The following is a 27,000-nucleotide window of genomic DNA, read 5'->3' as shown; positions in this document are numbered from 1 at the left end:
ATGGCATCTCGTGCACGCGTACGCGCCCCCGAACTCCTCGGCGCAGGCGATTGGCTCAACACCGGCGGCAAGGACCTCACCCTCGCCGACTTCCGGGGCAAGATCACCATCCTGGACTTCTGGACCTTCTGCTGCATCAACTGTCTGCACGTCCTCGACGAGCTCCGCGAGCTCGAGGAGCAGCACCGCGACACCGTGGTGATCGTCGGGGTGCACTCGCCGAAGTTCGTGCACGAGGCCGACCACCAGGCCGTCGTCGACGCCGTCGCCCGCTACGAGGTGCACCACCCGGTGCTGGACGACCCCGCGCTGGCGACCTGGAAGCAGTACGCCGTCCGCGCCTGGCCGACCCTCGTGGTGATCGACCCGGAGGGCTACGTGGTGGCCCAGCACGCCGGCGAGGGCCACGCCCACGCGATCGCCCGGCTGGTGGCCGAGCTGGAGGCCGAGCACGAGGCCAAGGGCACCCTGCGCCGCGGCGACGGCCCGTACGTGGCGCCCGAGCCGAGCACCGACGACCTCAAGTTCCCCGGCAAGGCGGTCCGGCTGCCGAACGGCCACTTCCTGGTCGCCGACTCCGGCCACCACAGCCTGGTCGAGCTGGCCGAGGACGGCGAGACGGTGCTGCGCCGGATCGGTGACGGGCAGCGCGGCCTGGTGGACGGCACCAGCCCGCGGTTCAGCGAGCCCCAGGGCCTCACCCTGCTCCCCGAGGGCAGCGACCACGACGTGATCGTCGCCGACACCGTGAACCACGCGCTGCGCGGCGTGCGGCTGGCCGACGGCAGTGTCACCACCCTGGCCGGCACCGGCCGTCAGTGGTGGCAGGGCTCGCCCACCGAGGGCCCGGCCCGCGAAGTGGACCTCTCCTCGCCGTGGGACGTCGCCTGGTTCGACGGCCGGGTGTGGATCGCGATGGCCGGCGTGCACCAGCTGTGGGCGTACGACCCGGCGGACGGCACGGTCGGCGTCGCGGCCGGCACCACCAACGAGGGCTTGGTGGACGGCCCGGTGGCCGAGGCCTGGTTCGCCCAGCCGTCCGGTCTGGCCGTCTCGGCGGACGGCGGGAAGCTCTGGGTCGCCGACTCGGAGACCTCCGCCCTGCGCTTCGTTTCACGTGAAACGGACGGCACCCAAACGGGCACCACAACGGGCGCCAAAACGGTCAGCACCGCCGTCGGCACCGGCCTGTTCGACTTCGGCCACCGCGACGGCGCCGCCGACCAGGCGCTGTTCCAGCACCCGCTGGGCGTGACCGTGCTGCCGGACGGCTCGGTGGCCGTCGCCGACACCTACAACCACGCGCTGCGCCGCTTCGACCCGGCGAGCGGCGAGGTCACCACCCTGGCCACCGACCTGCGCGAACCCTCCGGGGCGGTGCTGGTGGACGGCGACATCGTGGTGGTCGAGTCGGCCCGGCACCGGCTGACCAGGCTGCGGCTGCCCGAGGAGGCGGTGCGGGTCGAGTCGGTGGCGCACCGCACCCAGCGCGCGGCCACCGAGGTCGCCCCGGGCACCCTCCGGCTGGACGTGGTCTTCGAGGCGCCGAGCGGCCAGAAGCTGGACGAGCGCTACGGCCCGTCCACCCGGCTGCTGGTCAGCGCGACCCCGCCCGAGCTGCTGGTCTCCGGCGCGGGCGCGGACACCGACCTCTCCCGCGAGCTGGTGCTCTCGGACGAGGTCACCGAGGGCGTGCTGCACGTCTCGGCGATGGCCGCCTCCTGCGACGACGACCCGGAGATCGAGTACCCGGCCTGCCACGTGCACCAGCAGGACTGGGGCGTGCCGGTGAAGTTGGTCGCCGACGGTGTCCGCCGCCTCCCGCTGGTCCTGGCGGGCATGGAGTAGCCGGCAACTCCTGAAGAGCAACTCCTCCTGAAGGAGCGGCTCCTCGTGAAGAGCAGCTCCTCGTGAAGAGCAGCTCCTCGTGAAGAGCAGCTCCTGAAGGGCACCACGGAGGGGGCCCGCCGAAGAACCGGCGGGCCCCCTCCGTCGCACCGGCTCAGTCCCGCTCAGCCCTCCAGGAAGGCCTTGATCGCGCTCGCCAGCAGGTACGGGTCCTCGGCCCCGCACAGCTCGCGCGCCGAGTGCATGGACAGCGCCGCGATGCCGCAGTCCACCGTCTTGATGCCCAGCCGCGCCGCCGTGATCGGGCCGATCGTCGTCCCGCAGGGCATCGCGTTGTTGGACACGAAGCTCTGCCACGGCACGCCTGCCTTCTCGCAGGCGGCCGCGAAGACCGCCCGGCCGACGCCGTCGGTCGCGTAGCGGTTGTTGACGTTGACCTTGAGGATCGGCCCGCCGTTCGGCAGCGGGTGGTGGCCCGGCTCGTGCCGCTCGGAGTAGTTCGGGTGGACGGCGTGGCCCATGTCCGAGGAGAGGCAGACGGTGCCGGCCAGCGCCCGGGCGCGGTCCTCCGGGGTGCCGCCGCGGGCGTGGACCGTCCGGTCCAGCACGTTGCCCAGCAGCGGGCTCTGCGCGCCGGTGTCGGACTCGCTGCCGGTCTCCTCGTGGTCGAAGGCGGCCAGCACCGGGATGTACGGCAGCGCGACCCCGCCCTCAGCGGCGGCGACGGCCACGGCGGCCAGCGCGGCGGTGGCCGCGTGCACCGACAGCAGGTTGTCCAGGCGCGGGCCGGCCAGCAGCTCGCGGTCTCGGCCCAGGTAGGAGGCGGGCTGGACGTCGTGGGTCATGAGGTCCCAGCCGGCCACATCCTCGGCGGCCAGCCCGGCCCGCTCGGCGACGTAGGCGATCAGCGAGCCCTCGTCGACCGGCCCGAGACCCCAGATCGGGGTGAGGTGCCGCTGCCGGTCGAGCTTCATGCCGTCGTTGACCTGGCGGTCCAGGTGGATGGCGAGCTGGGGCACCCGCAGCAGCGGCTCGTCCAGCTGGACGAGCTGCGCGGTGCCGTCCTTCAGCGCCAGTCGGCCGGACAGGCCCAGGTCACGGTCGAGCCAGGTGTTCAGCGGCACTCCGCCGTAGATCTCCACCGCGACCTGCCGCCACCCGGCCGAGCCGGTGTCCGGCACCGGCTTCACCCGCAGGTTGGGCGAGTCGGTGTGGGTGCCGACGATCCGGAACGGGGTCTCCGGCCCGGCCCCCTCCGGCAGGTACCAGGCGATCAGCGCACCTCCGCGGATCAGGTAGCGCCCGCCGGCCGCCGCGTCCCAGGAGTCCGTCTCCGCGACCTGACGGAACCCCGCCTTCTCCAGGCGCTCGGCGGCGCTCGCGACCGCGTGGTACGGGGACGGCGAGGTGCCGAGGAACGCGATCAGATCGTCGGTGTGCGTCCGGTCGAAGAATGCCCGGCGGGCGGCGGTCGACATACTGCTCCAGGGTCGAGGGAGGGCCGAAGCCGGATGGGGGTCGGCTTCGCACCTTGAGCATATGCCCGTACACGGACATGGCATTCGTGACCTCGCACGGGTTCCAGGACACCGACACAACCCCTGAACCCGCACCTCACCGACCCTCTTCACCCCCGCCCCCCTTTGCCGCACACCGCCCGCGCCACGGGGGAACACCGAAGGGCCCGGTGGCAGCCGGGCCCTTCGGTGCGAGGGTTTCGCCAGTCGGTCGGAAAGGGGCGTCGGCCTTAGAAGGCCTCCTCCGCCAGCTCCATGATCTCGTTGTCGATGCCCTCGGCGATCGCCCGCTGCGGAGCGATGGTCGGGAGGACGTTCTTGGCGAAGAAGCGGGCGGCCGCGACCTTGCCCTGGTAGAACGGCACGTCCTTCTCGGAGGCGCCGGCCTCCAGCTTGGCCAGGGCCACCGCGGCCTGGCGCAGCAGCAGCCAGCCGACGACGACGTCACCGGAGACCATCAGCAGGCGGGTGGTGTTGAGGCCCACCTTGTACATGTTCTTGACGTCCTGCTCGACCGAGGTCAGGTCGGCGATGAGCTTGCCGACGATGGCCTCCAGGTCGCCGGCGGCCTTGGCGAGCAGCTCGCGCTCGGCGGCCAGGGCGTCGCCGCCCTCGGCGGAGGCGAGGAACTTCTGGATCTGCTCGGACAGCGCGGCGAGCGCCTGGCCGCCGTCCTTGACGATCTTGCGGAAGAAGAAGTCCTGGCCCTGGATCGCCGTGGTGCCCTCGTACAGGGTGTCGATCTTGGCGTCGCGGATGTACTGCTCGATCGGGTACTCCTGCAGGTAGCCGGAGCCACCGAAGGTCTGCAGGGACTGGGCGAGCTGCTCGTAGGACTTCTCCGAGCCGTAGCCCTTGACGATCGGCAGGAGCAGGTCGTTGAGGCGCTCGGCGGCCTCGTCGCGCTCGCCGCGCAGCGCGGCGGCGGTCATGTCGTCCTGGACGGACGCGGTGAACAGCACCAGCGCGCGCATGCCCTCGGCGTAGGCCTTCTGGGTGAGCAGCGAGCGGCGCACGTCGGGGTGGTGGGTGATGGTGACGCGCGGAGCGGTCTTGTCCAGGAACTGCGAGATGTCGGCGCCCTGCACGCGCTCCTTGGCGTACTCCAGGGCGTTCAGGTAGCCGGTGGAGAGGGTGGCGATGGCCTTCGTGCCGACCATCATGCGGGCGAACTCGATGATCTTGAACATCTGGCGGATGCCGTCGACCTTCTCGCCGAGCAGCCAGCCCTTGGCCGGGTGCTTGGCACCGAAGGTCATCTCGCAGGTGTTCGAGGCCTTGAGGCCCATCTTGTGCTCGACGTTGGTGGCGTAGACGCCGTTGCGCTCGCCCAGCTCGCCGGTCTCCCAGTCGAAGTCGAACTTGGGGACGATGAACAGGCCCAGGCCCTTGGTGCCCGGCTTACCGCCCTCGGGGCGGGCCAGCACCATGTGGATGATGTTCTCGGACATGTCGTGCTCGCCCGAGGTGATGAAGCGCTTGACGCCCTCGATGTGCCAGGAGCCGTCCTCCTGCTGGATCGCCTTGGTGCGGCCGGCGCCCACGTCGGAGCCCGCGTCGGGCTCGGTGAGGACCATGGTGGAGCCCCACAGGCGGTCGGTCATCCGCTTGGCGACCGCGAGCTGCTCCTCGGTGCCCTCCTCGGCGATGACGCCGGCGAAGGCCGGGCCGGAGGAGTACATCCAGATGGCGGGGTTGGAGCCCAGGATCTGCTCGGCGAAGGCCCAGATCAGCGAGTTCGGGGTGACCTGGCCGCCGATGGACTCCGGGATGCCCAGGCGCCACCACTCGGCGTCCATGAAGGTCTGGTAGCTCTTCTTGAACGTGGCCGGGATCGGCGCGGTGTTGGTCTCCGGGTCGAAGACCGGCGGGTTGCGGTCGGTGTCGGCGAAGGACGCGGCGAGGTCGTTCTCGGCGAGACGGGCGATCTCGCTGAGGATGTTCTTCGCGGTCTCGACGTCCATGTCCGCGTACGGGCCGGTGCCGTACACCTGGTCGCGACCGAACACCTCGAAGAGGTTGAACTCCACGTCCCGCAGGTTGGACTTGTAGTGACCCATGGCCGTTTTCTCCGGTTCGTCGCTTCCGGGAGACCGCCGCGTTTCGGGCGTCCCGTACCCACCAGTAGGCATCATGATGCTACCCAGCGGTAACTTGGGCAAGCCCCCGACGGTGAATCCGCTATGAACGTGGTCACGTCCCACAAGCCGGGGCGACCACTCCTTGTCAGGATCGACGCCAGCGCGGGCGGGTGCGCTCCCGCTAGCCTGTCCGTGTGTACGGATATGACCAGAACGCATACCCGGGTGACCCCTACCAGCAGCAGGCGGGTCCGCAGCCGGGCATGAACGGCATGCCCGGACCGGACGCGTACGGCGCACAGGGGCAGGCCCCCCAGCAGTCCCTCTACCCGGAGCCCTCGCCGCCGTCCCTGGCGGACGCGGTGCGGGCCTTCACCACGGGCTCGATGGCGGTCGAGGACTTCCAGGCCATCTTCATCACCTCGAAGGTGCACTGCCCGCGCGGCGAGCGCCCCGGCTTCCTGGCGCTGCACAACACCCCGACGCCGGTGATCCCGATGTTCAGCTCGCTCAAGGAGCTGCGCCGCTACGCCGGCAAGGATTCCAAGCACTTCACCGTCACCGGCGCCGAGGTGCTGGACCTGCTGCCGACCGGCTACGGCTTCGCGCTGGACATGGAGGGCGAGCACCGGATGGTGTTCGACGCCAAGGCGGTCGAGCAGATGGTCGACTTCACCATGCGCCGGATGTACGGATAGCCCACCCCGGAGGAGGAGCCCGCGCTCCTTCGTCACCACATAGTTCAACTTTCAACTTGCTTGTTGTTGATGATTGAACTAACCTCGTCCACGTAGGCCAGAGAACCCCCCTCGAAGGAGGCCGACATGCCCGCCGTGACCGTCGACAACCCGCTGACCCTCCCGCGCGTCACCACGCCGGACCCGGCCGTCGCGAACGCGCGGCCGGTGCTGACCGTCGCCACCGCCCCCGAGGGCTACGAGGGCGAGGGCTTCCCCGTCCGTCGCGCCTTCGCCAAGATCAACCAGAAGTACCTCGACCCGTTCATCATGATGGACCAGATGGGCGAGGTGGACTACGCGGCCGGCGAGCCCAAGGGAACCCCCTGGCACCCGCACCGCGGCTTCGAGACGGTCACCTACATCATTGACGGAACGTTCATCCACCGGGACTCGCACGGCGGTGGCGGCACCATCACCGATGGCGACACCCAGTGGATGACCGCCGGCTCCGGCCTCCTGCACATCGAGACCCCGCCGGAGTCCCTGGTGCGGTCCGGCGGCCTCTTCCACGGCCTCCAGCTCTGGGTGAACCTGCCCGCCTCGGACAAGATGATCACCCCGAAGTACCAGGACATCCGCGGCGGCAGCGTCAAGCTGCTCGGCTCCGAGGACGGCGGCGCGCTGCTCCGGGTGATCTCCGGCGAGCTGGACGGCCACCAGGGCCCGGGCACCACCTTCACCCCGATCACCATGATCCACGCGTCGATCAGCCCCGGCGCCCAGGTCACCCTGCCCTGGCGCGCCGACTTCAACGCCCTCGCCTACGGCCTCGCGGGCAACGGTTCGGCCGGCGCCGAGCACCGTCCCTTCCACCGGGGCCAGGCCGTCGTCTTCGGCGACGGCGACTCGATCACCATCCGCGCCGACGAGAAGCAGGACTCCCGCGACAACAACTTCGAGGTGGTCCTCCTCGGCGGCCTCCCGATCCGCGAACCCGTCGCCCACTACGGCCCGTTCGTCATGAACAGCCACCGCGAACTCCAGCAGGCCATGGAGGACTTCCAGGCCGGCCGACTCGGCACCATCCCGACCGACGCCAGCTGACACGCTCCATCACGAGGGCCCGGACCACACGGTCCGGGCCCTTTCACATGCTCCGTACCGGAAGTGCTCAGGAGCCCCATCTCCCCCTTGCCGCAAGGGTATTGACACCAGCTCCAGGCGCGTCGGGATAATGCGATTGGTCTGAACCACTGGCCAGATTGGTCGAGACCACAACGGGAGGACCCCAGCCATGCGCCGTACCGTCCGGCAGCTCGCCGTACTCGCCGCAGCCCCGCTGATCGCCCTGACCGGAGCCACCGCGGCCCAGGCCCGACCGTCCATCGACACCGGCTCGTACACCGTCTACGACACCACGGGCACCTGCTCGATCTACGTGCACTTCTACTACAACGCGCACTGGTACGTGGAGTACGACCTGACCAACTGGAGCAACGGCACCCAGGGCTGCGAGGCCGGCGCGTACACCAGCGACCAGGGCTGGGTCGGCCAGATCACCGGCGGCGGGTACTCGACCAGCGACGACACGTCCCGCTACGTGCGGCCGTGGGTCCAGAAGGTCGGCGACCCGTCCAGCTTCGCCTGGGGCTACAACCGCTGACCCGGCGGGCCCCGAGAACGCCCGAACGACGCCTCCGCCGCCTACAGCAACGCGTAGACGGCGGAGGCGTCGTCATGGGTCTTGCCGCGCGGCCAGCGCTCGCAGCCGGCGTCCGCCCGCTCCACCGCACGGACCTGGGCGATCAGCTCGCCCGGCCCCGACTCGGCGAGCAGCCTCAGCACATCGCCCCAACTGCCCAGCCCGAAGCGCTCGGTGTAGCGCGAGGCGCCGTCGGTGAGGGCGGCCAGCGCGTGCAGCCGGTCCAGCCGGACGAAGCCGGTCTCGGCATGCTCGGCGGCCCGCGGGGTGGCGGCGGCGATCCACGGACCGGCGCCCCGGTTACGGGCGGCGCGCACCGCCAGCACGTACTCCAGGTGCAGCGCGGCCCGCTCGGCCGAGCCGGGGACGGTCGCCCAGACCTGGCGGCGCAGCCCCTCCCCGCCGGGGAAGCGCTGGTTGTCGCCGATCACCCGGGGCGGGCCGTCCTTGAACTCCAGCACCAGCAGCGAGTCGCCGAGCACCAGGTACTCCAGCGACTCTCCGTGCCGCCGGGCCGCGACCACCATCGCCGCGGGCGTGTTGGCGTGGCCGAGGTCGCAGCGGCCGCCGTGCAGCGCGGCCGTCTCCACGATGGCGTCGGCCAGGCACTCGGCGATCGACCGGTCCACCCGGTCGGTGAGCCGGGCGAGCAGGTGCACGCCCAACCGGCGTACGTACCAGGCGGTTCCGTGCCGGCACCCGGACTCCAGACCGGCCGGCGAACTCGCACCGTCCAGCAGGACCAGTGCCTCCGGCGAGGCCGCCGCGAAGTCCTCGCTCTCGCGGTCGGGCCGCCGTGCTTCCCCTGCGAGCTGTAGCTGCATCCCGACAGTGTGGCCGCCACTCCCGGCCTGCGCCCAGACCCGTGCGCCGGTGTGGCGCGGGCCGGTGCCCGGCGCCCGGTGGCAGCGGGGGTGATTCGGCCATACCGTCGGATAACGACCGGACAATTCGGCCATTCAGGGCCGGTCGGGTTTGGGGCCACCTTCGGGTGCCCCGACGGCCCGGGACTGACGAGGAGCGGAAGATGTTCTGGCAGTTCATCGTGCTGGTCGCCGCCGGGTTCGGCTTCCCGACCGCCGCACTGTTCTTCCTGATCGGCGGGCCGCGCTTCCCGGACGAGAAGCGCGGCCCCGACCCCGCCGCTTAGGCCTTCCAGGCCGGGTCGCGCCCCAGCAGTGCCAGGGCCCGGTCGAACCGCCCGGCGCCGGCCCCGGGTGCCAGCCCCGGGCGGAAGGCCCGGCCGGGCGCGCGGGCCTCCGGGGTGTCCGGGACGGCCTCGGAGACCGCCAGCAGCGCGTCGGCAAGCGCATCGTCCCCGTCCACCGCCGTGACCAGCCGCTCGGTGCTGCCGAGCGCCGCCGCGACGTCCCAGCCGTGCACCAGCGTGTCCACCAGGTGGAAGCCGACGGCCTGGGCGAGCGGGAAGGGCCCGCCGTCCCGGATCTCCGGCAGCCAGAGCGCCCGCTCGCCGACGGCCGCCTCCCGGAAGGCGGCGGTGAGGTCGGCGCCGGTTCGGCGGAAGTCCGCCGCCGGGTCCGCGCTCAGCGGGGCGTCCGCGAACAGCGCGAGGTCCGGCCCGGCGCCGCGGGCGGCCGCGGTGAAGCCCTGGTGCTGCCCGACGCAGTGCTCCAGCAGCCGGCGCAGCGTCCAGCCGGCACACGGGGTGGGAAGGTCCAGCTGGTCCGGCCGTACCGTGTCCACCACCTCGACGGCCAAGTCCACGGCCCGTGCGTGCAGTTCGACGAGTTTCATGCGGCAGTTACCCCCAGTCCCGCAGAGATGAATCCGATCACCTGGTCAACGACGGCCGGTTCCCCGATGATCCGGCGGTGGCCGAGCCCCCGGGTGACCACCAGGTCGAGCTGCTCCCCGTACGCCCGCGCCAGCCGGTGCGCCTGGGCGATCGGCACCACGCCGTCGCCCTCGTCGTGCACCACCAGGAGGGGCAGGTCGATCGACGCCGCCCGGACGGCCGCGTCGTAGCGTTCCCAGACCCCGGCGTCCCCGGCGAACAGGTCCTGCTCGATCCGCTGCCGCAGCGCCCGCTCGACGGCGGCGTCCAGACCGAGTTGGGCGCAGAAGGCTCCGGGGAAGAAGCCGACCTCGGACACCCCGGAGACGGCCGCCAGCCGGCCCGCCCGCAGCCCGTCGCCGAGCGCCCCGAAGGCCGCGCACACGCCCAGCGAGTGGGCCACCACGGCCTCGAACGGCCCGTACCGCTCCTGGAGCCGGGAGGCCAGTTCGCGGTACTCCAGCACGCTGGTGCTGCGCCCGCCGGAGTCGCCGTGGCCGGGCGCGTCGAAGGCGACGACGCTGAGTCCGAGCGCGCGCAGCCGGGGGACGAAGGGCGCGAACCGGGAGGCCCGGGAGCGCCAGCCGTGCAGCAGCAGGACGGGCCGCTCGCCGCTGCCCCAGCGGTAGCCGACCACGGGCTTGCCGTGCACGGCGAGCGGTTCGCGGACGGCCTGCCGGTGGACCTCCTGCTCGGTGATCCGGACCCGGCTGCGCCGCAGCGGGCGCCGGAACAGTTCGAAGGCCGCCCGGCCGGCCGCGCCGGGGGCGATCCGGGCGGTCGGGTTGAGGGCGGTGCGGATCAGTGCCTGGGCGGGGTCCATCGGGTCTCCCTGCTCGTCGCTCCCTGGGCCTTGCTCTCGTGCTCCTTGCTCGGGGCGAGATATTAGCACGACCGTTCGTGCAGTTTTTGGAGCAGCCCGCGGGCGGCGCACTACCCTGGGCGACACCCCTGCGAAAGGAACGAGGACGCACGATGGCCGGACCGACCACGGACGGACGGGTCCTGCGCGGCGAGGAGACCCGTCGGGCGGTCCTGCGCCGCGCCGTCGGGATCGCCTCCGTCGAGGGCCTGGACGCCCTGTCCATCGGCCGCCTCGCCACCGACCTCGGGCTCAGCAAGAGCGGCGTCTTCGCGGGCTTCGGCTCCAAGGAGGAGCTGCAGCTCGCCACCGTCCGCGCCGCCCGCCGGATCTTCGCCGACGCCGTCGTCGCCCCGGTCGCCGCCACCCCGCCCGGCCTCGCCAAGGCCCGGGCACTGTGCGAGAGCTGGCTCGCCTACTCCCGGGCCCGGGTGTTCCCCGGCGGCTGCTTCTTCTACGAGGTCACCGCGGAGTTCGACGCCCGCCCCGGCCCCGTCCGGGACGCCCTGGCCGACTGCGCCCGGGAGTGGCACACCACGGTCGTCGCCGCCCTCGCCGAAGCCCGTACGGCCGGCACCCTTCGCCCCGACACCGACCTCGGCGACCTCGCCTTCGCCCTGATCGCGGTGCTGGAGACGGCCAACTCCCAGGCCGTGCTGCACGAGGAGGACGTCCCCTACCAGCGGGCCGGCCGCCTCCTGCTCCGCCTGCTGCGCGCCGAAGCCACCGACCCCGCCGACCCGGCGCTCGCCTAGGCCCTAATCCTTCCTCGCCAACAGCCCCTCCAGCACGGCGGCTTGGACCAGCAGCCGCTCGTCCCCGCCCGCCGCGCCGACCAGTTGCAGCCCGAGCGGCAGCCCGTCCGGGGTCCGCCCGGCCGGCAGGCTCAGCGCGGGCAGGCCGAGGAAGCTCCACGGCAGCGACATCACCGCGTCCCCGGTGCCGTGCAGCCCCTCCGGCGCCCCGCCGGGCGCGGACGGCGCCAGCCAGAGGTCCACCCCGGCCCCGGCGGCCGCCCCGGCCACCCGCTCGCGCAACCGCTCCCGGAACCGCAGGGCGGCCACCCGGTCCTCCGCCGCGACCCCCTGCCCGGCCCGGATGCCCGCCACCGTCTCCGGCCGGTACAGCCCGCCGAACCGGGCGAACCAGTCGGCGTGACTGCGGGCCAGCTCGAACCGGTTGACCGCCTGCAACTGCCGTGTCACCTCGGCGAAGTCGGGGAACAGCGGCACCCGGCGCACCGTCACCCCGGCCCGCGCCAGCCGCTCCAGCTGTTCCTCGAACACCCGCCGCGCGGCCGGTTCGGCCCGCTCCAGGTACGGGCCGTCCGGCACCCCGACCACCGGCGCCGGGTCCGCCGACTCGGGCACCGGCCGCCAGTCGTCGCAGAGCAGCTGGGCGGCCAGCGCCGCGCCCGCCAGGTCGGCGGTGAACACCCCCAGGGTGTCGAAGCTCGGCGCGTTCGGGATCACCCCCGCGACCGGGATCCGCCCGTACGTCGGACGGAACCCCACCACCCCGCAGTACGCGGCCGGCCGGATCACCGACCCGACCGTCTGGGTGCCGATCGCCAGCGGCACCAGCCCGGCCGCGACCGCCGCCGCCGAACCGCTGCTGGAACCACCCGGGGTGTGCCCCGGGCGGTGCGGATTGCGGGTCGGGCCCGGGGCACTCGCCGCGAACTCGGCGGTCACCGTCTTGCCCGCGACCAGCGCCCCCGCCGCCAGCAACCGGTCCACCACCACGGCCTGCGGGCCGGCCAGCACCCCCGGCGGCAGGGCCGACCCGGCGTGCGTGGGCAATCCGTCCACGTGCACGATGTCCTTGACCCCGACCGCCACCCCGTACAGCGGCGGCCGCCCGGCCGGAACGGGGTACCGCGCGGTCAACTCCCTTGCCCGTGCCTGCAGTCGGTCGTGCCGCCCGGGCTCCGCCACGAAGGCGCGGAGCAGCGGATCCACCCGCTCGACCAGCGCGCAGAACCGGTCGACGTACTCGGGCAGAGCGGGCGCACCGGAGCTCAGCGCGGCGGCCTCGACGGTCAGCGACCGGGGCCGGACCAGGGATTCCTCCATACCGGCCACGGTAGCGGCCGGCCGCTCACTGGTGCTCGGCGGACAGGTACGGCGCCTCGCGCAGGAAGTACGCCCCGCAGGTGTGGCAGCACAGCTCCGGGGTCTTCCCCCAGTCCACCGCCTCCCGCACCGGCGCCCCGGAGCCGAGCTCCCGGCCGCACATCGCCACGCTCTGCACGCCCCGGACCATGTGCCACAGCCGCACCCCGCCGGCCTCCCCCTCGGGCCCGTACTCGGCTCGCATCCGATGCATCATGCCCCCATCGTCCGACCGCCCCCCACGCCCGGCAACCGGGGCCGCCGTGGCGCTCCCGGTCCGCCGCACACAAACGACACAAGACCCACCGGGCGCCGTCCGAACCCCGCCACCCCCGTCCGGATCCGGCCACGGCGGCTCGATAGGGTGCGCGATCGCGACCCGCCCGGCGCCCCGCGCCCGGCCGCCGTCGCCGTACCACGGCCTTCCCCTCTTCACAGCTGGAGCACCCGATCGTGCGCTCTTCCCGCCTCCTGGCCTCCGCGGCCCTGGTCGCCCTCTCCCTCGGCACCACGGTCGGCGCCGCCACCGCCGGCGCCGTCGGTGTCCCCGTGACCCCCACCGCGGCACCGAGCGCCCCCACCGGCGGCCCCGCCACCCCGCCGACCCACCTGCCGACCACCCTCCCGACCAACCTGCCGACCCCGCCGATGCCCTCGCCCGGCGGCCCCTGCCCGGGCGGGTACCACCTGGAGAACCTCAAGGTCACCGGCAGCGGCCTGTCCGGCGTCACCCTGACCAAGGGCGGCGCCCCGCAGGAGGCGAGTGTGACCTTCGAGAACGACACCCCCGTCGACCTGAAGAAGCTCAGCACCCACTTCTTCGTCACCGACATCGGCGAGGAGGGCGCGCCCAACCAGCCCACCTGGGGCAAGGACGCCTTCACCGTCCAGGTGAAGCTGCCCGGCGGCGACTGGAAGCCCGTCAGCCCGAGCGCCATCGAGAACAACATGAGCTACATCCGCGCCGACCTCGGCACGTTCAAGCTCGGCAAGGGCGAGAAGCTCACCCTCCAGGTGCGCCTCGCCGCCACCGACAAGGCGCTCGCCGCCGGCTACTTCGCCCAGCTCGACGGCGCCTCCGAGTCCTTCCCCAGCAAGGACGTCCCGGGCGTCCGCCAGGGGCCGGAGGGCAGCTGCACCGGCTTCAGCGGGAGCTACCGCATCCCCGAGCTCTTCAAGGTCGTCGCCGGCACCCCGGCCCCCGCCGGCACGGGTACGCCCTCCGCGTCCGCCCCGGCCGCCGCCACCCCCGCCGCCACCGCCGCCACCGCGCCCGGTGCCACCACGACCCCGGCCGGTCCCGAACTGGCGCACACCGGTGCCGACTCCAACACCCTGCCGATCGCCCTCGGCGGCGCGGCGGTGCTGGCCGCCGGCGCCGGCACCCTGTTCGTCCTGCGCCGCCGCAAGGCCGGCGTCCACAGCTGATCCTCCGCCACATGAACCGAGGGGCGCGGACAACCGTTCGGGCCCCTCGGTGGTCTTCCCCCGGAGAGCGAACCCCGACCCCACCGCTGGAGCCCGCCGATGCGTCCCGCCCGCCTTCCCGCCGCCTGCACCCTGCTCGTGCTCACCGCCGGTCCGGTCGCCCTCGCCATGGCCCCCGCCCACGCCGCCGACACCCCGTCGGCCGCCCCCACGGCCGCGCCGTCCGCCCCCGCGCCCTCCGCCGCCCCCGGCGAGTGCCCGGAGGGCACCACCGAGGACCCGATCCCGGTCACCGGCGCCACCGACACCGCGGGCGAACTCTCCGTCACCTTCACCAACACCAGCACCGCGACGGTCAAGCAGCTCGCCACCACCGTCGCCCTCGCCGAGGCCGGCGGCCTCTCGCTCGAAGTCCGCGCGGGGACCGGCGCCTGGAGGCCCCTCACCGTCACCGGCACCCCGGTCAACACCGGCGGCTACCCGGTCCCCCAGGGCCAGAGGCTCACCCTCACCGTGCGCGCCGCCACCGGAGCCCCGCACGACGAGCACCGCCTCACCTTCACCGCCAAGTCCGAGGTCCTCCCGAGCGGCTCCGCCCCGGCGAAGAAGTACACCTGCCCCCAGCTCACCGCCACCTACACGGGTGCCCTCGCCCCCATCGACCACGCCCCCACCGACCGCACCCCGACCCCCGCCCACCTCGCCGACACCGGCGCCGGCACCGCCACCCGCCCCCTCGCCGTCGCCGGCACCACCACCCTCCTCCTCGGCGCCGCCCTCCTCCTCCTCACCCGCCGCCGCCCCACCGCCGACTGACCACCCCGGGCCCGCTCCGGCCGGCGGACCGGCGGACCGGCGTCAACGAGGAAGACCCCCGGCCCCGGTCAGGACGCGACGCGGAGCAGCGCGCCGTCCTGCCACTTGAGGATCTTGTCGAAGCTCACGATGGCCCCCCGGAGGGGGTGGTTGCGGAGCTGGACGTGGTCGGTGAGGGCGTGGATGAGGAAGAGGCCGCGACCGGATTCGGCGGTGAGGTCGGGGAGGGCGTCCAGGTCGACCGGGCGCAGGGTGGCGGCCGGGGCACGGTGGGGAAGGACGTGGGTGTCGTACGGGTGGCCGTCGCGGCGGGGGCGGTGGGCGGTGAGGACGCGGGCCGGGACGGTGGCGCGGGCGCGGCGGGAGCGGCGGGGGGCGCGGGCGCTGCCGACGGGGTGGGGGGCCGGGCGGCGGGCGGGCGGGGCGCTGGGGGCGGGCAGGCCCGGGCCGGAGTCGGTGACCTCGATCCGCAGCCGGTCACCGCTGATGGAGGCGGTCACCTGGAAGCCGTCGTCAGGCCGGCCGGTGGCGCCGTGTTCGACGGCGTTGGCGCAGGCTTCGGTGATCGCGACGCCGAGGTCGTCGGCGATCTGCGGGTCGACGCCCGCGGTCGCCATGGCACCGAGCAGGATGCGCCGGGCCAGCGGAACGCTGGCCGGGTCGCGCTTGAGGTGCAGAGTCCACCAGATGTCCACGGGAGGTCCCTCCTGGCTGCGGCTCCACATACAACTAGGTATCTCCGGGCGATTCGGCGGTGAACCGTGCCCGGGGGCGGCTACCGCCCGTTCGGCGGATGGACTGGGGACGGGGTCTGTGCCGAAGGGCGCGCTCGTGGTCCTGCACGCCGCGGCCGAACGGGGCATTCGTAGGGATTTCCCCCCCTGCCCGTGTCGGCGGTGTGCGCGATGAGATGATGGCCCGGCCATGACTGCCCTCCCCTCCGCCCCCTTCCAGGGCACCCCTGTCTTCGAGCGGGCCCAGTCGGCTCCGCCGGTGGGGGCCGCCTGGGACCTGCGGCTTGCCCGGGCGGTCCCGTTCGCGGTGGTCTGCACGCTGATAGCGGCCGCCGGGCACGCGCTGGCGGGTGGCGGGAACGTGCCGCCGGTCGCGCTGGCGACGGGCTTCGCCGCGGTGCTGGTGCTCGCGGTGGCGTGCGGCGGACGTGAGCGTTCGCTGGCGGCCATCGCCGGTGCGCTGGGCGCGGGGCAGCTGGGGCTGCACTGCCTGTTCCACGGTTTCGGCGGCCACGGCATGCCCGACGGCGTCCCGATGAGCATGCCGCAGGCGGCCGGCCGGCTGATCTGCAACGAGGCCCGGCCGGGCACGCTGGCCGGGCTGCCGGGCGGCACCTCGCCGGAGCAGTTGGTGTCCTCCGCCGGTCTGGATCCGCACGCGTACGCCGCCGCGCCGTGGTGGCAGGGCGGCGTGCTGGGGATGACGCCGTCGATGCTGGCCGGGCACCTGGCCGCCGCGCTGGTGGCGGGCTGGTGGCTGCGGCGCGGCGAGGCGGCGCTGTGGCGGCTGGTGCGGGTGGCCGCGTCGGCGGCCCGGGAGCACTGGGCGGCGCCGCTGCGGTGGGCGCTGGTGCTGGTGGCCGCGCTGCTGCGCGGTCTGTTCGGCGCGGCCGGTCCGGTCCGCCGGTTCGGTGCGGGGGGCGGCGGGAGCCGGCTCTCCGCGGGTGCGGTGCTGCGGCACAGCGTGGTGCGGCGCGGTCCGCCGTGCGGGGTCCTCGCGTACTGATCCGGTGGTCCCGTGCGCCCCGTGGTGGGGTGCCGGTCGGGTCCCGGTGAGGTGCGCGGTGTCCGGGTCGTTCCCGTCCTCCGACGGCGGCGGCCCCTGGCTCTGCCCCACCCACGTCCGCACGTGCGGCGCCGCCGAGGCACGGTTCCCCCGTCGCCCGGGACGGCCGGCCGCCGAGCTCCGATCGGAGACCCCCATCATGCGTTCCCTTCCCACCCGCCGCCTCGCCGCCGTCGCCCTGACCGCCGCCGCCTCCGTGGTGGCGCTGGCCGGCCCGGCCTTCGCGCACGTCACCGTGAACCCGGGCTCGGCCGCCCAGGGCGGTTACGCGACGGTCAACTTCCAGGTGCCGAACGAGAGCGACACGGCGAGCACGGTGAAGGTGGAGGTCAACCTGCCGATGGACCACCCGCTGGCCTCGGTCCGGACCCTGCCGATGCCGGGTTGGACGGCGACCGTCGAGAAGGCCAAGCTCGACAAGCCGATCAAGGTGCACGGCAGCGACGTCACCGAGGCCGCCTCCAAGATCACCTGGACCGCCGACACCGGCACCAAGATCGCCCCCGGCCAGTTCCAGGAGTTCCGGCTGTCGCTCGGCGCGCTGCCGACCGACGCCGACAGCATGGTCTTCAAGGCCCTGCAGACCTACGACAACGGCGACGTCGTCCGCTGGATCGACGAGGCCCAGGCCGGCCAGCCCGAGCCGGCCCACCCGGCGCCGACCCTGAAGCTCACCAAGGCCGCTGCCGGTGACGGCCACGGCGTCACCGCCTCCGCCTCCCCGGCCGCCGGCGCCCACGGGGACAGCTCGGACCACGCCGCCGTCTCCGGCGACACCAAGTCCAGCGACAGCACCGCCCGCACCCTGGGCGTGGTCGGCATCGTGGTCGGCGTGATCGGCACCGCCGTCGGCGTGCTCGGCCTGCGCCGGAAGAACAGCGGCTCCGCCTCCTGACCCCCGCGCCGGCGGGGCCGTACCCCGCACCCGTACCGGGTACGGCCCCGCCGGCGGTCCACCGCGCCTGATCGGATCCACCATGCACCGCACCACCCGCACGTCCCGCTCCACCCGGCTGGCCGGCGCCGCCGCGCTCGCCCTGGCCGCCGCGCTGACCCTGTCCGCCTGCGGCTCCTCCGGCGGCGGCTCGACCGCCGCCAAGGTGACCCAGCAGAAGGACGACACCCCGTACCAGGGCACCAAGCTGGCCAAGAACTTCGAGAAGCCCGACCTCCAGCTGACCGACACCTCCGGCCAGCCGTACGACCTGCGGCAGCAGACCAACGGCAAGGCCACCCTGCTGTTCTTCGGCTACACCAGCTGCCCGGACGTCTGCCCGACCACGATGGGCGACATCGGCGTGGCGATGAAGGCGCTCTCCGCGGAGGACCGGAAGAAGGTCAACGTCGTCTTCGTCTCCACCGACCCCCAGCGCGACACCCCCAAGGTGCTGCGCACCTGGCTGGACTCGATGGGCACCGACTTCATAGGCCTCACCGGTGACCTGGGGAAGGTGAAGACCGCCGCCAGGTCGCTGGGCATCATGATCGAGGACCCGGTGGTCAACGCGGACGGCACCGTCACCTCCACCCACGGCGCCCAGGTGCTGGCCTTCCTCCCCTCGGACGACAAGGCGCACGTGCTCTACATGAGCGGCACCGAGGAGAAGACCTACGAGCACGACCTGCCGCTGCTCGCCAAGGGGGTCGCGGCGTGATCCCGGCGAACCGGCGGTTCCGCCGCTCGGCGCTGGCCGGGGCGGTGCTGGCGACGGTCCTCGGCGGCGGGGCGGTACTCGCCGCCTGCGGGACGGGCGACCAGAGCGGCGGCCGGGCCGAGGCCGGGCCGGCGAAGCTGACCGTGGCCGACCCCTACATCCCGCTGCCCCCGGCCGGCGGGATGGGCGCCGGCTACCTGACCGTGCGCAACGACGGCGGGCCGGACCAGCTGCTCAAGGTGACCAGCCCGGAGGCCGGGTCGGTCACCATGCACCGCTCGACCGCCTCGACCATGGAGCAGGTGAGCAGCCTGGACGTGCCCGCGCACGGCGCGCTGCAGCTCGCCCGGGGCGGCACCCATCTGATGATCATGGACTGGCAGAAGGCCCCTGCCCTGGGCGACGAGCTCGAGCTCGACCTGACCTTCGCCAAGTCCGGCACCATCACCGTCAAGGTGCCGGTCAAGGAGCTCACCTACCGCCCAGGCCAGAGTTAGGGGACCCGCCAGCATGGAGAAGGCCGCCCACCCCCGGACGGTCCGCCGCCGGACCGCCCGCGCCCGTACCCTCCCCCGGCGGATCGCCGCGGCGCTGGGGACGCTCGGCGCGCTGCTCGCGCTGATGCTCGCCGGTGCCGCGCCGGCTTCCGCGCACGCCACCCTGGACGCCACCGACCCGGCGAAGAACTCGGTGGTCGCCACCGCCCCGGCGGCGGTGACCCTGACCTTCAGCGAGAGCGTCTCGCTGTCCGGGGACTCCGTCCGGGTGCTCGACCCGGCCGGCAAGGCCGTGGACACCGGCAACCCGGCGCACGCCGACGGCAAGGGCGACACCGCCCGGGTCGGCCTGAACAGCGGACTCGCCAACGGCACGTACACCGTCGCGTGGCGGGCCGTCTCGGAGGACTCGCACCCGGTCGGCGGGGCGTTCACCTTCTCCATCGGCGCCCCCTCGGACACCTCGGTGTCCACCACCGCGCTGCAGGGAGCCAAGGCCGACGGCCTGGTCGCCGCCCTGTACGGCACCGGGCGCACCGTCGCCTACGCGGCGTTCGCGCTGCTCGCCGGGGTCGCCGCCTTCGTGCTGGTCTGCTGGCCGGCCGGCGCCGCCCGGCGACCGGTGCAGCGGCTGCTGATGACCGGCTGGACGGCGCTGCTGGCCTCCACCGTCGCGGTGCTGATGCTGCGCGGCCCGTACGAGCGCGGCTCGGGCATCGGGCAGGCCCTCGACCTGTCGCTGGTGCGCGCCACCCTGGACGAGCGGATCGGCACCGCGCTGGCCGCCCGACTGCTGCTGCTCGCCGCGGCCGGGATCTTCCTGTCACTGCTGGTCGGGCAGCTGGGGCAGCCGGTGGCCGCGCCGGCCGCCGAGGAGCAGGGCCGGGACGAGTCCACCGAGGACACCGAGTCCACCGAGGACGCGGAGTCCCGCGAGGCCGCCGAGCTGCGCGCGCTGGAGCAACGGGCCGCCGAGCGCCCGCAGCGCGAGACCCGGCTCGGCCTCGGCGTGGCCGGACTGCTGCTGGTCGTCGCGCTCTCGGCCACCTGGGTCGGCGCCGACCACGCCTCGGTGGGCCTCCAGGTCTGGCTGGCGCTCCCGTTCGGCGTCCTGCACCTGATCGCGATGGCGCTCTGGCTGGGCGGCCTGGCCTCGCTGCTGGTCGCCCTGCGCGAGGGCGTCGGCGCCGAGGTGGTGGACCGCTTCTCGAAGATCGCCTTCGGTTCGGTGGCCGTGCTGGCCGGCACCGGCATCTACCAGTCCTGGCGGGGCCTGGGCAGCTGGAGCGCGCTGACCGGCACCGAGTACGGGAAGCTGCTGCTGGTGAAGAGCGGGTGCGTGGTCGTGATGCTGGGCGTCGCCTGGATCTCCCGCAGCTGGCTGGCCCGGCTGCGCTCGGCCCCGGCCGAGGCGGCGGAGGTCGAGCGGGCCGAGGTGCCCGAGCCGGTGGGCGCCGCGGCGCACGGCGAGGACCCGGTCCGACGGGCCCAGCTGGAGCGCCAGCGGGCCGCCGCGGCGAGCGCCGGGCGCGAGCGCGGGCTCACCCCGACCCGGGCCGGGCTGCGCCGCTCGGTGCTGGTCGAGACGCTGGTCGCGGTGGCGGTGCTGGTGGTCACCACGATGCTCACCAACTCCCCGCCCGGGCGGGTGGCGGGCGAGGTCAAGGCGGCCGGGAACACCGCCCCGGTGGCGGGCGGCACCGCCGCCGCCCCGCAGACCGAGCCGGGCCGCACGGTGGAGCTCAAGCTGCCGTACGACACCAAGGGCCGGACGCCGAACGCCAAGGGCACCGCGACCGTCACCCTCAACCCGGCCCGGACCGGCCCGAACGAGGTCAAGCTCGCGCTGGACGGCGCGGACGGCAAGCCGGTGGACGTCCCCGAGGTGCAGCTCGCCTTCACCCTGCCGGACCGCGACCTCGGCCCGCTGCCCGTCGCGCTCGCCCCCGAGGGCACCGGCCGCTGGAGCGGCACCGCGCAGCTGCCGCTGGGCGGCACCTGGGTGGTCTCGGTGCAGATCCGCTCCTCCGACATCGACCAGACCACCCCGACCCAGCAGTTCAAGGTCGGGTGAGCGCGGTGGACGCGGTGGAACAGAACGCGGTGGATCAGGAAGCGGCGGCACAGCAGGGGGCGGCCCCGGCGGGCTTCACCCGGCGGGCGCTGCTCGGCACGGCCGGCGCCGGACTGCTGGTCGGCGCCGGGGCCGGGGTGGCCGGGGCGGTCGCCTACGACCGCCGGCCGGGCGCCGGCCCCGGGGCGCCGGGCGGCGACCTCGGCGCGGGCCGGGTGCCGTTCCGCGGCGAGCACCAGGCCGGCATCCTCGAACCCCAGCAGGCCCGGGTCCAGCTGGCCGCCTTCGACCTGGTCGACGGCGCCGGCCGGGACGGACTGCGCAGCCTGCTGCAACGCTGGACCAAAGCCGTCGACCGGCTGACCGCCGGGGAGCCGGCCGAGGAGTTCGACAACCAGGTCGCCCTGGACGCCGGACCCTGCTCGCTCACCCTCACCCTCGGCCTCGGCGCCGCGCTGTTCGACAAGACCGGGCTGGCCGACCGCCGCCCGGCCGCCCTCGAACCGCTGCCCGCCTTCCCCGGCGAGGCACTGGATCCGACGCGCGGCGACGGCGACCTGTTCGTCCAGCTCGGCGCCGACGACGCGCTGGTGACGGTGCACGCCCTGCGCACCCTGCAGAAGCTGGCGGCCGGCACCGCGACACTGCGCTGGCAGTCGGCCGGCTTCGCCCGGACCCCGGGCGCCACCGCCCGGCCGATCACCGGGCGCAACCTGATGGGCCAGATCGACGGCACCAACAACCCCAAGCCCGGCGAGGACGGCTTCGCCGCCAAGGTGTTCTGCACCGCCGGCGGGGACCAGCCGGCCTGGCTGGCCGGGGGCTCGTACCTGGTCTTCCGGCGGATCCGGATGCTGCTGGACCACTGGGAGGAGCTGCCGGTGGAGCGCCAGGAGCGGGTGATCGGGCGGCGCAAGGCGGACGGTTCGCCGCTGAGCGCGCCGGCCGGCTCGGGCGAGGGCACCCCGGTGGACCTCGCCGCCCAGGGCCCGGACGGGGCGCTGGCCATCCCCTCCGACGCCCACGTCCGGGTCGCCGCCCCGGCGGGCAACGGCGGGGCGGCGATGCTGCGGCGCGGCTTCTCGTACCACGACGGGGCGCTGCCGGACGGCTCGCCGGACGCCGGGCTGCTCTTCCTCGCCTTCCAGGCCGACCCCCGCAAGGGCTTCACCCCGGTGCAGCGCAAGCTCTCCCGGGGCGACGGGCTGTCCCGCTTCCTGCGGCACGAGGCGAGCGGGCTGTACGCCGTCCCGCCGGGGGTGCCGGCCGGAGGGTACCTCGGGCAGCAGCTGCTGGAGGGGTAGGGGGCAGCGGTCCCGGCCCGCGAAACGCTTTCCGGCCGGGGCCGCGGAATCGTTATGGTGGCTGCTTCGGCACCACCCTGCCCCGGTACCACTCCCGTTCACTCACGGAGGCGTCATGTCGGCCACCCGCTACACCTACCTCGGTCCGGCCGGCACCTTCACCGAGGCGGCGTTGCACACCCTGCCCGAGGCGGCGACCCGGGAGCTGGTGCCGCTGTCCTCGGTGGCGCTGGCGCTGGAGGCGGTGCGCGGCGGGGAGGCCGCCGGGGCGTTCGTGCCGATCGAGAACTCGGTGGAGGGCGCCGTCACCGCGACCAACGACGAACTGGCCTCCGGCGCACCGCTGATGATCTACCGTGAGGTGCTGCTGCCGATCACCTTCGCGCTGCTGGTGCGGCCGGGCACCGAGCTGTCCGGGGTGAAGACGGTGACCAGCCACCCGGTGGCCCAGCCGCAGGTGCGCAAGTGGCTGGCGGCCAACCTGCCGGACGCCGTCTGGGAGTCGGCCGCCTCCAACGCGGACGGGGCCCGGCTGGTCGCCGAGGGCCGGTACGACGGGGCGTTCGCGGGCGAGTTCGCGGCGCCGATCTACGGGCTGGACCCGCTGGTCAAGGAGATCGCGGACGCCCAGAGCGCGACCACCCGGTTCGTACTGGTCGGCCGCCCGGGGCGGGTCTCCTCGCCGACCGGGGCGGACAAGACCTCGATGGTGGTCCGGCTGCCGGACGACCACCCGGGTGCGCTGCTGGAGCTGCTGCAGGAGTTCGCGGTGCGCGGGGTCAACCTGATGCGGATCGAGTCCCGGCCGACCGGCGAGGGGCTGGGCAGCTACTGCTTCCTGATCGACTGCGAGGGGCACCTGTCCGAGCGGCGGGTGGCCGAGGCGATGATGGGGCTCAAGCGGATCAGTCCGCAGGTGCGGTTCCTCGGCTCCTATCCGCGCGCGGACCGGCAGGCCTCCAAGCACCGCCGGCCGGGGACCTCGGACGAGGACTTCGCCGCGGCGGCGGACTGGTTCTCCCGCGCGCTCGACGGGCGCGGGGAGATCTGATCCCGGCCTGGTCCGCGCATGATCCACGACGCCTGAGCGCCATCTCGCGTCTTTCCGGCCTTTTCCGACTGCTATCGACCGTTATCGACCGGGCCGATCAAGTGCGGCGGGTGACCGTACCGTCATCCACAGGAACGTCCGGCTCCGGGGGCCGCTGTCCACAGGCCTTCGCACTGTCCACAGCCGAAAGTTATCCACAGGCCTGGGGATGAGTCGACAAACCGGTATAGCCATTGCCCAGAACTGGTCGGACCATCGGTTTGCGTCGCAGAGATGACTTATCCGACCAGAGTCACCTGGTTGCCTGCAAATCACCCGTGCGAGTGCTTCAATTCCCTCACCCGAGAAGGTTCATTGAGGTTTGAAAGCACAATTCCCTGGTTTCGATCGGCGGACGCCGATCGTCCGCTCTCATCCACAGGGCCCGGGCCAGACCTGTGGATAACCCGGCCCCGACCCGGACCCCGCGCGTTGCCCACAGGAGTTATCCACAGGATCCGGTGGGTTATCCCCAGGGGAAAACCGGTACCGGTGGAGGAACGCCCGCCCGGTACGCTTGGGCCTGTGATTGACCTTCGCCTGCTCCGTGAGGACCCTGACCGAGTGCGCGCCTCGCAGCGCGTCCGTGGCGAGGACGTCGACATCGTCGACGCCCTCCTCTCCGCCGACGAGCGACGCCGGTCCTCGGGCAGCCGCTTCGACGAACTGCGCAACGAGCAGCGGGTGCTCGGCAAGCAGGTCGCCCAGGCCAAGGGCGAGGAGAAGACCGCCCTGCTGCAGCGCACCAAGGAACTGGCCGCCGAGGTCAAGGCCGCGGACGCCGAGCAGAGCGCGGCCAAGGAGGAGGCGGACCGCCTGCTCCGCTCCCTGGCGAACCTCATCGACCCGGCCGCCCCGGTCGGCGGCGAGGAGGACTTCGTCACCCTGGAGGAGATCGGCACCCCGCGCGACTTCGCCGCCGAGGGCTTCGAGCCCCGCGACCACGTCGAACTCGGCCAGCTGCTGGGCGCGATCGACACCGAGCGCGGCGCCAAGGTCGCCGGTGCCCGCTCCTACTACCTGACCGGTCCCGGCGCGCTGCTGGAGCTCGCCCTGGTCAACATGGCGATCGCCCAGGCCACCGCGGCCGGCTTCATCCCGATGATCACCCCGGCCCTGGTCCGCCCGGCCGCCATGGACGGCACCGGTTTCCTCGGCCAGGCCGCCGAGAACGTGTACCACCTCCCCGAGGAGGACAAGTACCTGGTCGGCACCAGCGAGGTCCCGCTGGCGGCGTACCACATGGACGAGATCATCGAGGCCGACAAGCTGCCGCTGCGCTACGCCGGCTACTCGTCCTGCTTCCGCCGTGAGGCGGGCACCTACGGCAAGGACACCCGCGGCATCATCCGCGTCCACCAGTTCGAGAAGGTGGAGATGTTCGTCTTCACCACGCCCGAGGACGCGGAGAACGAGCACCGCCGCCTGCTCCAGTGGGAGAAGGACTTCCTCAACGCGCTGGAGCTGCCGTACCGGGTGATCGACGTCGCCTCCGGTGACCTCGGCTCCTCGGCCGTGCGCAAGTTCGACATCGAGGCCTGGATCCCGACCCAGGGCAAGTACCGCGAGGTCACTTCGACCTCCAACACCACCGAGTACCAGGCCCGCCGGCTGTCGATCCGGATGCGTGAGGAGGGCAAGACCCGCCCGCTCGCCACCCTGAACGGCACCCTGGTCGCCGTCCCGCGCACCATCGTGGCGATCCTGGAGAACCACCAGCAGGCCGACGGCTCGGTCGTCCTGCCCGAGGCGCTGCGTCCGTACCTCGGCGGGCGGACCGTCCTCGAGCCGGTCAAGTGACCTCGACCGCACACCCGATCGGTGGCGACCTGCCCTACCGGCTGGTCGCCACCGACCTCGACGGCACGCTGCTGACCAGCGCGGAGGCCGTCTCGGAGCGCACCCGCGCCGCCCTGGCCGCGGCCACCGGCGCGGGCGCGCTGCACATCGTCGTGACCGGCCGCTCGGCCGTCTGGGCCCGCCCGGTCTTCGACGAGATCGGCTACACCGGGATAGCGGTCTGCGGCCAGGGCGCCCAGGTCTACGACGCCGGCGCGCACAAGCTGCTCACCTCGCTCACCCTGGACCGCCGGCTCGCCGCCGTCGCCCTGGAGAAGATCGAGGCCGAGACCGGCCCGCTGGCCATCGCCGCCAACCAGGACGGCCTGGACGGCCAGGTGCTGGCCGGCCCCGGCTACGAGCTGCTGATCGGCTCCGACCTCCCGGTCGTCCGGGTCGAGCGCGGCGAACTGCTCGCCTCCCCGGTCAGCAAGCTCTACATCCAGCACCCCGGCCTGACCGACGACGCCCTCGCCGAGGCCGCCCGGCGCGCCGCCGGCGACCTGGTCGGTGTGGTGATGGCCGGCGCGGGCGTGGTCGAGCTGCTGCCGCTGGGCCTGTCCAAGGCCACCGGCCTGGCCGTCGCGGCCCGCCGGCTGGGCGTGCGCGCCGCCGACACCATCGCCTTCGGCGACATGCCCAACGACGTGCCGATGTTCGGCTGGGCCGCGCACGGCGTGGCCATGGCCAACGCCCACGAGGAGTTGCTCGCCGTCGCCGACGAGGTCACCACGGGCAATGACGAGGACGGCGTCGCCGTCGTCCTGGAACGCCTCTACCCGGAACGCTGAGCATCGGGGGCCCGCGGTGATCGCCAGCACGCCGGTGGCCCGGTGGACGTGGAGCGGGGCCGTCGACGCCCCCGACCCGCTCGCCCCCGACCCGCTCGACTCCGACCCGCTCGACTCCGACCTGCTCGCCCGCTGTCTGCGGGACCTGCGGACCGGCTGGACGGTGCTGGCCGGGCAGCGGCTCGCGGTCGGCGAGCCCGACGTCCGGCTCACCCTCGGCGACACCGGCAGGCCGAACGCCCAGCTGTACCGGGGCGCCCTCACCAGGCAGTTGCCGCCCGGCCCGTACGGCTCGGCGGACGCCTGGTGCACCGTGCCGGGGCTGCTCGACGGCGGGCCCGGCCGGCTCGACGGGGCCGCGCCCGCGGCGGGGCTGTTCCGGCTGTCCGCCGGCGCGGACAGCCGCTCCGCCCGGGTGGAGCTGGTGACGTACTCCGACGCCTGGCTGCCCTTCGACCTGAGGGGCCGGGCGCAGCCCGGCGTGCACGCGGCGAACGCGCCCCGGCTGGCGGCCGTGCTGGCCGGACTGGCCGAGGCGCTCGGCCGGGAGACCGCCCCCGAGGAGCCGACCTCCTTCGGCACCCCCACCGCGACCGGCGTGCTCCCTCGCCAGGAACCGGACGGCAGCCCGTCCGACACCTGGTCCCGCTTCGAACTGGCGGGCCGGTACCGGGAGTTCGTCCACGCGCCCGGCCACGGTCGGATCGGCTACCGGCGCACCACCGCGACCCCGGTGCGCTACCTGCCGGTCTCCGACGGGCACGGGCCGCTCGGGTACCTGTGGGCCTGCGACAGCGAGCACGCGGCGAGCTTCGAACCGCTCGACCTGGCGGTGCTCGACCACCCGGAGCGGTACCGGACGGCCCGTGAGTGGCTGGCCCGGCTGCACACCGCCCACGACCTCGGCCTCACGCCCGGCGAGGCGCTGGCCGAGCTGACCGGACGGCCACCGGGCGAGGCCCACGGGCCGGTCGAGCTCCTGGCGCTGCGGGAGCCGGACCAGCGGGACTGACCGGTCGAGCGGAGCTGGTCGGGCGGAGCCGGTCGACTTGTGCCTGCGCGGTCGCGAGCCGGCCGGCCGGGCGTGAGCGTCGCCGGTCAGGTCAC

The 27,000-nt window shown here is 73.7% G+C and carries 26 protein-coding genes; 18 read left to right on the top strand and 8 right to left on the bottom strand.

Annotated elements, in window-relative coordinates; all coding sequences use genetic code 11:
- A complete protein-coding gene (locus ACZ7BZ_RS04825) occupies positions 1-1,848 on the top strand; it encodes an NHL domain-containing thioredoxin family protein (RefSeq protein WP_470357109.1) in 1,848 nt (615 codons plus the stop codon).
- Positions 1,849-2,012: 164 nt separating this feature from the next.
- Here the strand turns inward: ACZ7BZ_RS04825 and ACZ7BZ_RS04820 are convergent, their stop codons facing one another.
- Together ACZ7BZ_RS04820 and ACZ7BZ_RS04815 are read right to left on the bottom strand one after the other, a co-directional pair.
- The gene (locus tag ACZ7BZ_RS04820) at positions 2,013-3,326 is read right to left on the bottom strand and encodes a M18 family aminopeptidase (protein WP_470357108.1); all 1,314 of its coding nucleotides are present in this window, start codon (positions 3,324-3,326) and stop codon (positions 2,013-2,015) included.
- A gap of 269 nt (positions 3,327-3,595) precedes the next feature.
- Positions 3,596-5,425, bottom strand: coding sequence for an acyl-CoA dehydrogenase (locus tag ACZ7BZ_RS04815; protein WP_470357107.1), 1,830 nt, complete (start codon positions 5,423-5,425; stop codon positions 3,596-3,598).
- 215 nt (positions 5,426-5,640) lie between these two features.
- Here ACZ7BZ_RS04815 and ACZ7BZ_RS04810 point away from each other — a divergent pair, with 215 nt between their 5' ends.
- The 3 genes from ACZ7BZ_RS04810 to ACZ7BZ_RS04800 all read left to right on the top strand — a co-directional run bounded on the left by ACZ7BZ_RS04810 (position 5,641) and on the right by ACZ7BZ_RS04800 (position 7,789).
- Positions 5,641-6,144, top strand: coding sequence for an SseB family protein (locus tag ACZ7BZ_RS04810; RefSeq protein WP_380408510.1), 504 nt, complete (start codon positions 5,641-5,643; stop codon positions 6,142-6,144).
- Between the two features lie 126 nt (positions 6,145-6,270).
- On the top strand, positions 6,271-7,230 hold the full coding sequence (locus ACZ7BZ_RS04805; RefSeq protein WP_470357106.1) for a pirin family protein: 960 nt from the start codon (positions 6,271-6,273) through the stop codon (positions 7,228-7,230).
- A 190-nt stretch (positions 7,231-7,420) separates the two neighbouring features.
- Positions 7,421-7,789 (top strand): hypothetical protein, encoded by a 369-nt coding sequence (locus ACZ7BZ_RS04800; RefSeq protein ID WP_470357105.1) that lies wholly within the window; start codon positions 7,421-7,423, stop codon positions 7,787-7,789.
- Positions 7,790-7,830: 41 nt separating this feature from the next.
- On the opposite strand, the gene ACZ7BZ_RS04795 is transcribed toward ACZ7BZ_RS04800, so the two are convergent.
- The gene (locus ACZ7BZ_RS04795) at positions 7,831-8,652 is read right to left on the bottom strand and encodes an integrase (RefSeq protein ID WP_465751160.1); all 822 of its coding nucleotides are present in this window, start codon (positions 8,650-8,652) and stop codon (positions 7,831-7,833) included.
- 203 nt (positions 8,653-8,855) lie between these two features.
- Here ACZ7BZ_RS04795 and ACZ7BZ_RS04790 point away from each other — a divergent pair, with 203 nt between their 5' ends.
- Positions 8,856-8,978, top strand: coding sequence for a hypothetical protein (locus tag ACZ7BZ_RS04790; protein ID WP_470357104.1), 123 nt, complete (start codon positions 8,856-8,858; stop codon positions 8,976-8,978).
- On the opposite strand, the gene ACZ7BZ_RS04785 is transcribed toward ACZ7BZ_RS04790, so the two are convergent.
- Positions 8,975-9,583 carry a TIGR03086 family metal-binding protein gene (locus tag ACZ7BZ_RS04785; protein WP_470357103.1) on the bottom strand — a complete coding sequence of 203 codons (609 nt, stop codon included), beginning with the start codon at positions 9,581-9,583 and terminating at the stop codon, positions 8,975-8,977. The two genes, ACZ7BZ_RS04790 and ACZ7BZ_RS04785, sit on opposite strands and share 4 nt — an antisense overlap.
- Positions 9,580-10,446 carry an alpha/beta hydrolase gene (locus ACZ7BZ_RS04780; RefSeq protein WP_470357102.1) on the bottom strand — a complete coding sequence of 289 codons (867 nt, stop codon included), beginning with the start codon at positions 10,444-10,446 and terminating at the stop codon, positions 9,580-9,582. Before ACZ7BZ_RS04780 ends, ACZ7BZ_RS04785 begins: the two co-directional genes overlap by 4 nt.
- Positions 10,447-10,598: 152 nt before the next feature.
- Here ACZ7BZ_RS04780 and ACZ7BZ_RS04775 point away from each other — a divergent pair, with 152 nt between their 5' ends.
- Positions 10,599-11,240 carry a TetR/AcrR family transcriptional regulator gene (locus ACZ7BZ_RS04775; RefSeq protein ID WP_470357101.1) on the top strand — a complete coding sequence of 214 codons (642 nt, stop codon included), beginning with the start codon at positions 10,599-10,601 and terminating at the stop codon, positions 11,238-11,240.
- A gap of 3 nt (positions 11,241-11,243) precedes the next feature.
- Here the strand turns inward: ACZ7BZ_RS04775 and ACZ7BZ_RS04770 are convergent, their stop codons facing one another.
- Entirely contained in the window at positions 11,244-12,560 is a 1,317-nt protein-coding gene (locus ACZ7BZ_RS04770) for an amidase (RefSeq protein ID WP_470357100.1), read from the bottom strand.
- A gap of 25 nt (positions 12,561-12,585) precedes the next feature.
- Positions 12,586-12,804, bottom strand: coding sequence for a hypothetical protein (locus tag ACZ7BZ_RS04765; RefSeq protein WP_470357099.1), 219 nt, complete (start codon positions 12,802-12,804; stop codon positions 12,586-12,588).
- Between the two features lie 248 nt (positions 12,805-13,052).
- On the opposite strand from ACZ7BZ_RS04765, the gene ACZ7BZ_RS04760 reads away from it, so the two are divergent.
- Complete coding sequence (locus ACZ7BZ_RS04760) at positions 13,053-14,027, top strand: LAETG motif-containing sortase-dependent surface protein (protein WP_470357098.1); 975 nt, start codon at positions 13,053-13,055, stop codon at positions 14,025-14,027.
- A 99-nt stretch (positions 14,028-14,126) separates the two neighbouring features.
- The gene (locus tag ACZ7BZ_RS04755; RefSeq protein WP_470357097.1) at positions 14,127-14,843 is read left to right on the top strand and encodes an LPXTG cell wall anchor domain-containing protein; all 717 of its coding nucleotides are present in this window, start codon (positions 14,127-14,129) and stop codon (positions 14,841-14,843) included.
- Between the two features lie 68 nt (positions 14,844-14,911).
- Here ACZ7BZ_RS04755 and ACZ7BZ_RS04750 read toward each other — a convergent pair whose 3' ends face one another.
- Entirely contained in the window at positions 14,912-15,538 is a 627-nt protein-coding gene (locus tag ACZ7BZ_RS04750) for an ATP-binding protein (protein ID WP_380452618.1), read from the bottom strand.
- A gap of 229 nt (positions 15,539-15,767) precedes the next feature.
- On the opposite strand from ACZ7BZ_RS04750, the gene ACZ7BZ_RS04745 reads away from it, so the two are divergent.
- From ACZ7BZ_RS04745 to ACZ7BZ_RS04700, 10 genes are all read left to right on the top strand, one after another.
- On the top strand, positions 15,768-16,583 hold the full coding sequence (locus tag ACZ7BZ_RS04745; RefSeq protein ID WP_470357096.1) for a hypothetical protein: 816 nt from the start codon (positions 15,768-15,770) through the stop codon (positions 16,581-16,583).
- Between the two features lie 199 nt (positions 16,584-16,782).
- Positions 16,783-17,538 carry a YcnI family copper-binding membrane protein gene (locus ACZ7BZ_RS04740; RefSeq protein ID WP_470357095.1) on the top strand — a complete coding sequence of 252 codons (756 nt, stop codon included), beginning with the start codon at positions 16,783-16,785 and terminating at the stop codon, positions 17,536-17,538.
- An 82-nt stretch (positions 17,539-17,620) separates the two neighbouring features.
- Positions 17,621-18,298, top strand: a complete 678-nt coding sequence (locus ACZ7BZ_RS04735) for an SCO family protein (RefSeq protein ID WP_470357094.1) — start codon at positions 17,621-17,623, stop codon at positions 18,296-18,298.
- Positions 18,295-18,795 carry a copper chaperone PCu(A)C gene (locus tag ACZ7BZ_RS04730; protein WP_470357093.1) on the top strand — a complete coding sequence of 167 codons (501 nt, stop codon included), beginning with the start codon at positions 18,295-18,297 and terminating at the stop codon, positions 18,793-18,795. The genes ACZ7BZ_RS04735 and ACZ7BZ_RS04730 overlap by 4 nt, the downstream gene beginning before the upstream one ends.
- 13 nt (positions 18,796-18,808) lie before the next feature.
- On the top strand, positions 18,809-20,869 hold the full coding sequence (locus tag ACZ7BZ_RS04725) for a copper resistance CopC/CopD family protein (protein ID WP_470357092.1): 2,061 nt from the start codon (positions 18,809-18,811) through the stop codon (positions 20,867-20,869).
- Between the two features lie 5 nt (positions 20,870-20,874).
- Positions 20,875-22,173 carry an iron uptake transporter deferrochelatase/peroxidase subunit gene (efeB, locus tag ACZ7BZ_RS04720; protein ID WP_470357091.1) on the top strand — a complete coding sequence of 433 codons (1,299 nt, stop codon included), beginning with the start codon at positions 20,875-20,877 and terminating at the stop codon, positions 22,171-22,173.
- Between the two features lie 115 nt (positions 22,174-22,288).
- Positions 22,289-23,224 carry a prephenate dehydratase gene (pheA, locus tag ACZ7BZ_RS04715; protein ID WP_470357090.1) on the top strand — a complete coding sequence of 312 codons (936 nt, stop codon included), beginning with the start codon at positions 22,289-22,291 and terminating at the stop codon, positions 23,222-23,224.
- Between the two features lie 564 nt (positions 23,225-23,788).
- Positions 23,789-25,063 (top strand): serine--tRNA ligase, encoded by a 1,275-nt coding sequence (serS, locus tag ACZ7BZ_RS04710; protein WP_380452603.1) that lies wholly within the window; start codon positions 23,789-23,791, stop codon positions 25,061-25,063.
- Entirely contained in the window at positions 25,060-25,893 is an 834-nt protein-coding gene (locus ACZ7BZ_RS04705) for an HAD family hydrolase (protein WP_470357089.1), read from the top strand. Before serS ends, ACZ7BZ_RS04705 begins: the two co-directional genes overlap by 4 nt.
- A 16-nt stretch (positions 25,894-25,909) precedes the next feature.
- Positions 25,910-26,905 (top strand): hypothetical protein, encoded by a 996-nt coding sequence (locus tag ACZ7BZ_RS04700; protein WP_470357088.1) that lies wholly within the window; start codon positions 25,910-25,912, stop codon positions 26,903-26,905.
- Positions 26,906-27,000: the final 95 nt, after the last annotated feature.

The organism is Kitasatospora sp. NPDC036934, from assembly GCF_055608425.1.
The sequence above is the reverse complement of the archived record's forward strand: the minus strand, read 5'-3'. Positions and strand labels throughout refer to the sequence as shown.

Excerpts from the sequence above, each read along its gene's own strand:
- ACZ7BZ_RS04825 (WP_470357109.1), top strand. The coding sequence starts at position 1 with ATGGCATCTCGTGCACGCGTACGCGCCCCCGAACTCCTCGGCGCAGGC.
- ACZ7BZ_RS04820 (WP_470357108.1), bottom strand. The coding sequence starts at position 3,326 with ATGTCGACCGCCGCCCGCCGGGCATTCTTCGACCGGACGCACACCGAC.
- ACZ7BZ_RS04815 (WP_470357107.1), bottom strand. The coding sequence starts at position 5,425 with ATGGGTCACTACAAGTCCAACCTGCGGGACGTGGAGTTCAACCTCTTC.
- ACZ7BZ_RS04805 (WP_470357106.1), top strand. The coding sequence starts at position 6,271 with ATGCCCGCCGTGACCGTCGACAACCCGCTGACCCTCCCGCGCGTCACC.
- ACZ7BZ_RS04800 (WP_470357105.1), top strand. The coding sequence starts at position 7,421 with ATGCGCCGTACCGTCCGGCAGCTCGCCGTACTCGCCGCAGCCCCGCTG.
- ACZ7BZ_RS04795 (WP_465751160.1), bottom strand. The coding sequence starts at position 8,652 with ATGCAGCTACAGCTCGCAGGGGAAGCACGGCGGCCCGACCGCGAGAGC.
- ACZ7BZ_RS04790 (WP_470357104.1), top strand. The coding sequence starts at position 8,856 with ATGTTCTGGCAGTTCATCGTGCTGGTCGCCGCCGGGTTCGGCTTCCCG.
- ACZ7BZ_RS04785 (WP_470357103.1), bottom strand. The coding sequence starts at position 9,583 with ATGAAACTCGTCGAACTGCACGCACGGGCCGTGGACTTGGCCGTCGAG.
- ACZ7BZ_RS04780 (WP_470357102.1), bottom strand. The coding sequence starts at position 10,446 with ATGGACCCCGCCCAGGCACTGATCCGCACCGCCCTCAACCCGACCGCC.
- ACZ7BZ_RS04775 (WP_470357101.1), top strand. The coding sequence starts at position 10,599 with ATGGCCGGACCGACCACGGACGGACGGGTCCTGCGCGGCGAGGAGACC.
- ACZ7BZ_RS04770 (WP_470357100.1), bottom strand. The coding sequence starts at position 12,560 with ATGGAGGAATCCCTGGTCCGGCCCCGGTCGCTGACCGTCGAGGCCGCC.
- ACZ7BZ_RS04765 (WP_470357099.1), bottom strand. The coding sequence starts at position 12,804 with ATGCGAGCCGAGTACGGGCCCGAGGGGGAGGCCGGCGGGGTGCGGCTG.
- ACZ7BZ_RS04755 (WP_470357097.1), top strand. The coding sequence starts at position 14,127 with ATGCGTCCCGCCCGCCTTCCCGCCGCCTGCACCCTGCTCGTGCTCACC.
- ACZ7BZ_RS04745 (WP_470357096.1), top strand. The coding sequence starts at position 15,768 with ATGACTGCCCTCCCCTCCGCCCCCTTCCAGGGCACCCCTGTCTTCGAG.
- ACZ7BZ_RS04740 (WP_470357095.1), top strand. The coding sequence starts at position 16,783 with ATGCGTTCCCTTCCCACCCGCCGCCTCGCCGCCGTCGCCCTGACCGCC.
- ACZ7BZ_RS04735 (WP_470357094.1), top strand. The coding sequence starts at position 17,621 with ATGCACCGCACCACCCGCACGTCCCGCTCCACCCGGCTGGCCGGCGCC.
- ACZ7BZ_RS04725 (WP_470357092.1), top strand. The coding sequence starts at position 18,809 with ATGGAGAAGGCCGCCCACCCCCGGACGGTCCGCCGCCGGACCGCCCGC.
- pheA (WP_470357090.1), top strand. The coding sequence starts at position 22,289 with ATGTCGGCCACCCGCTACACCTACCTCGGTCCGGCCGGCACCTTCACC.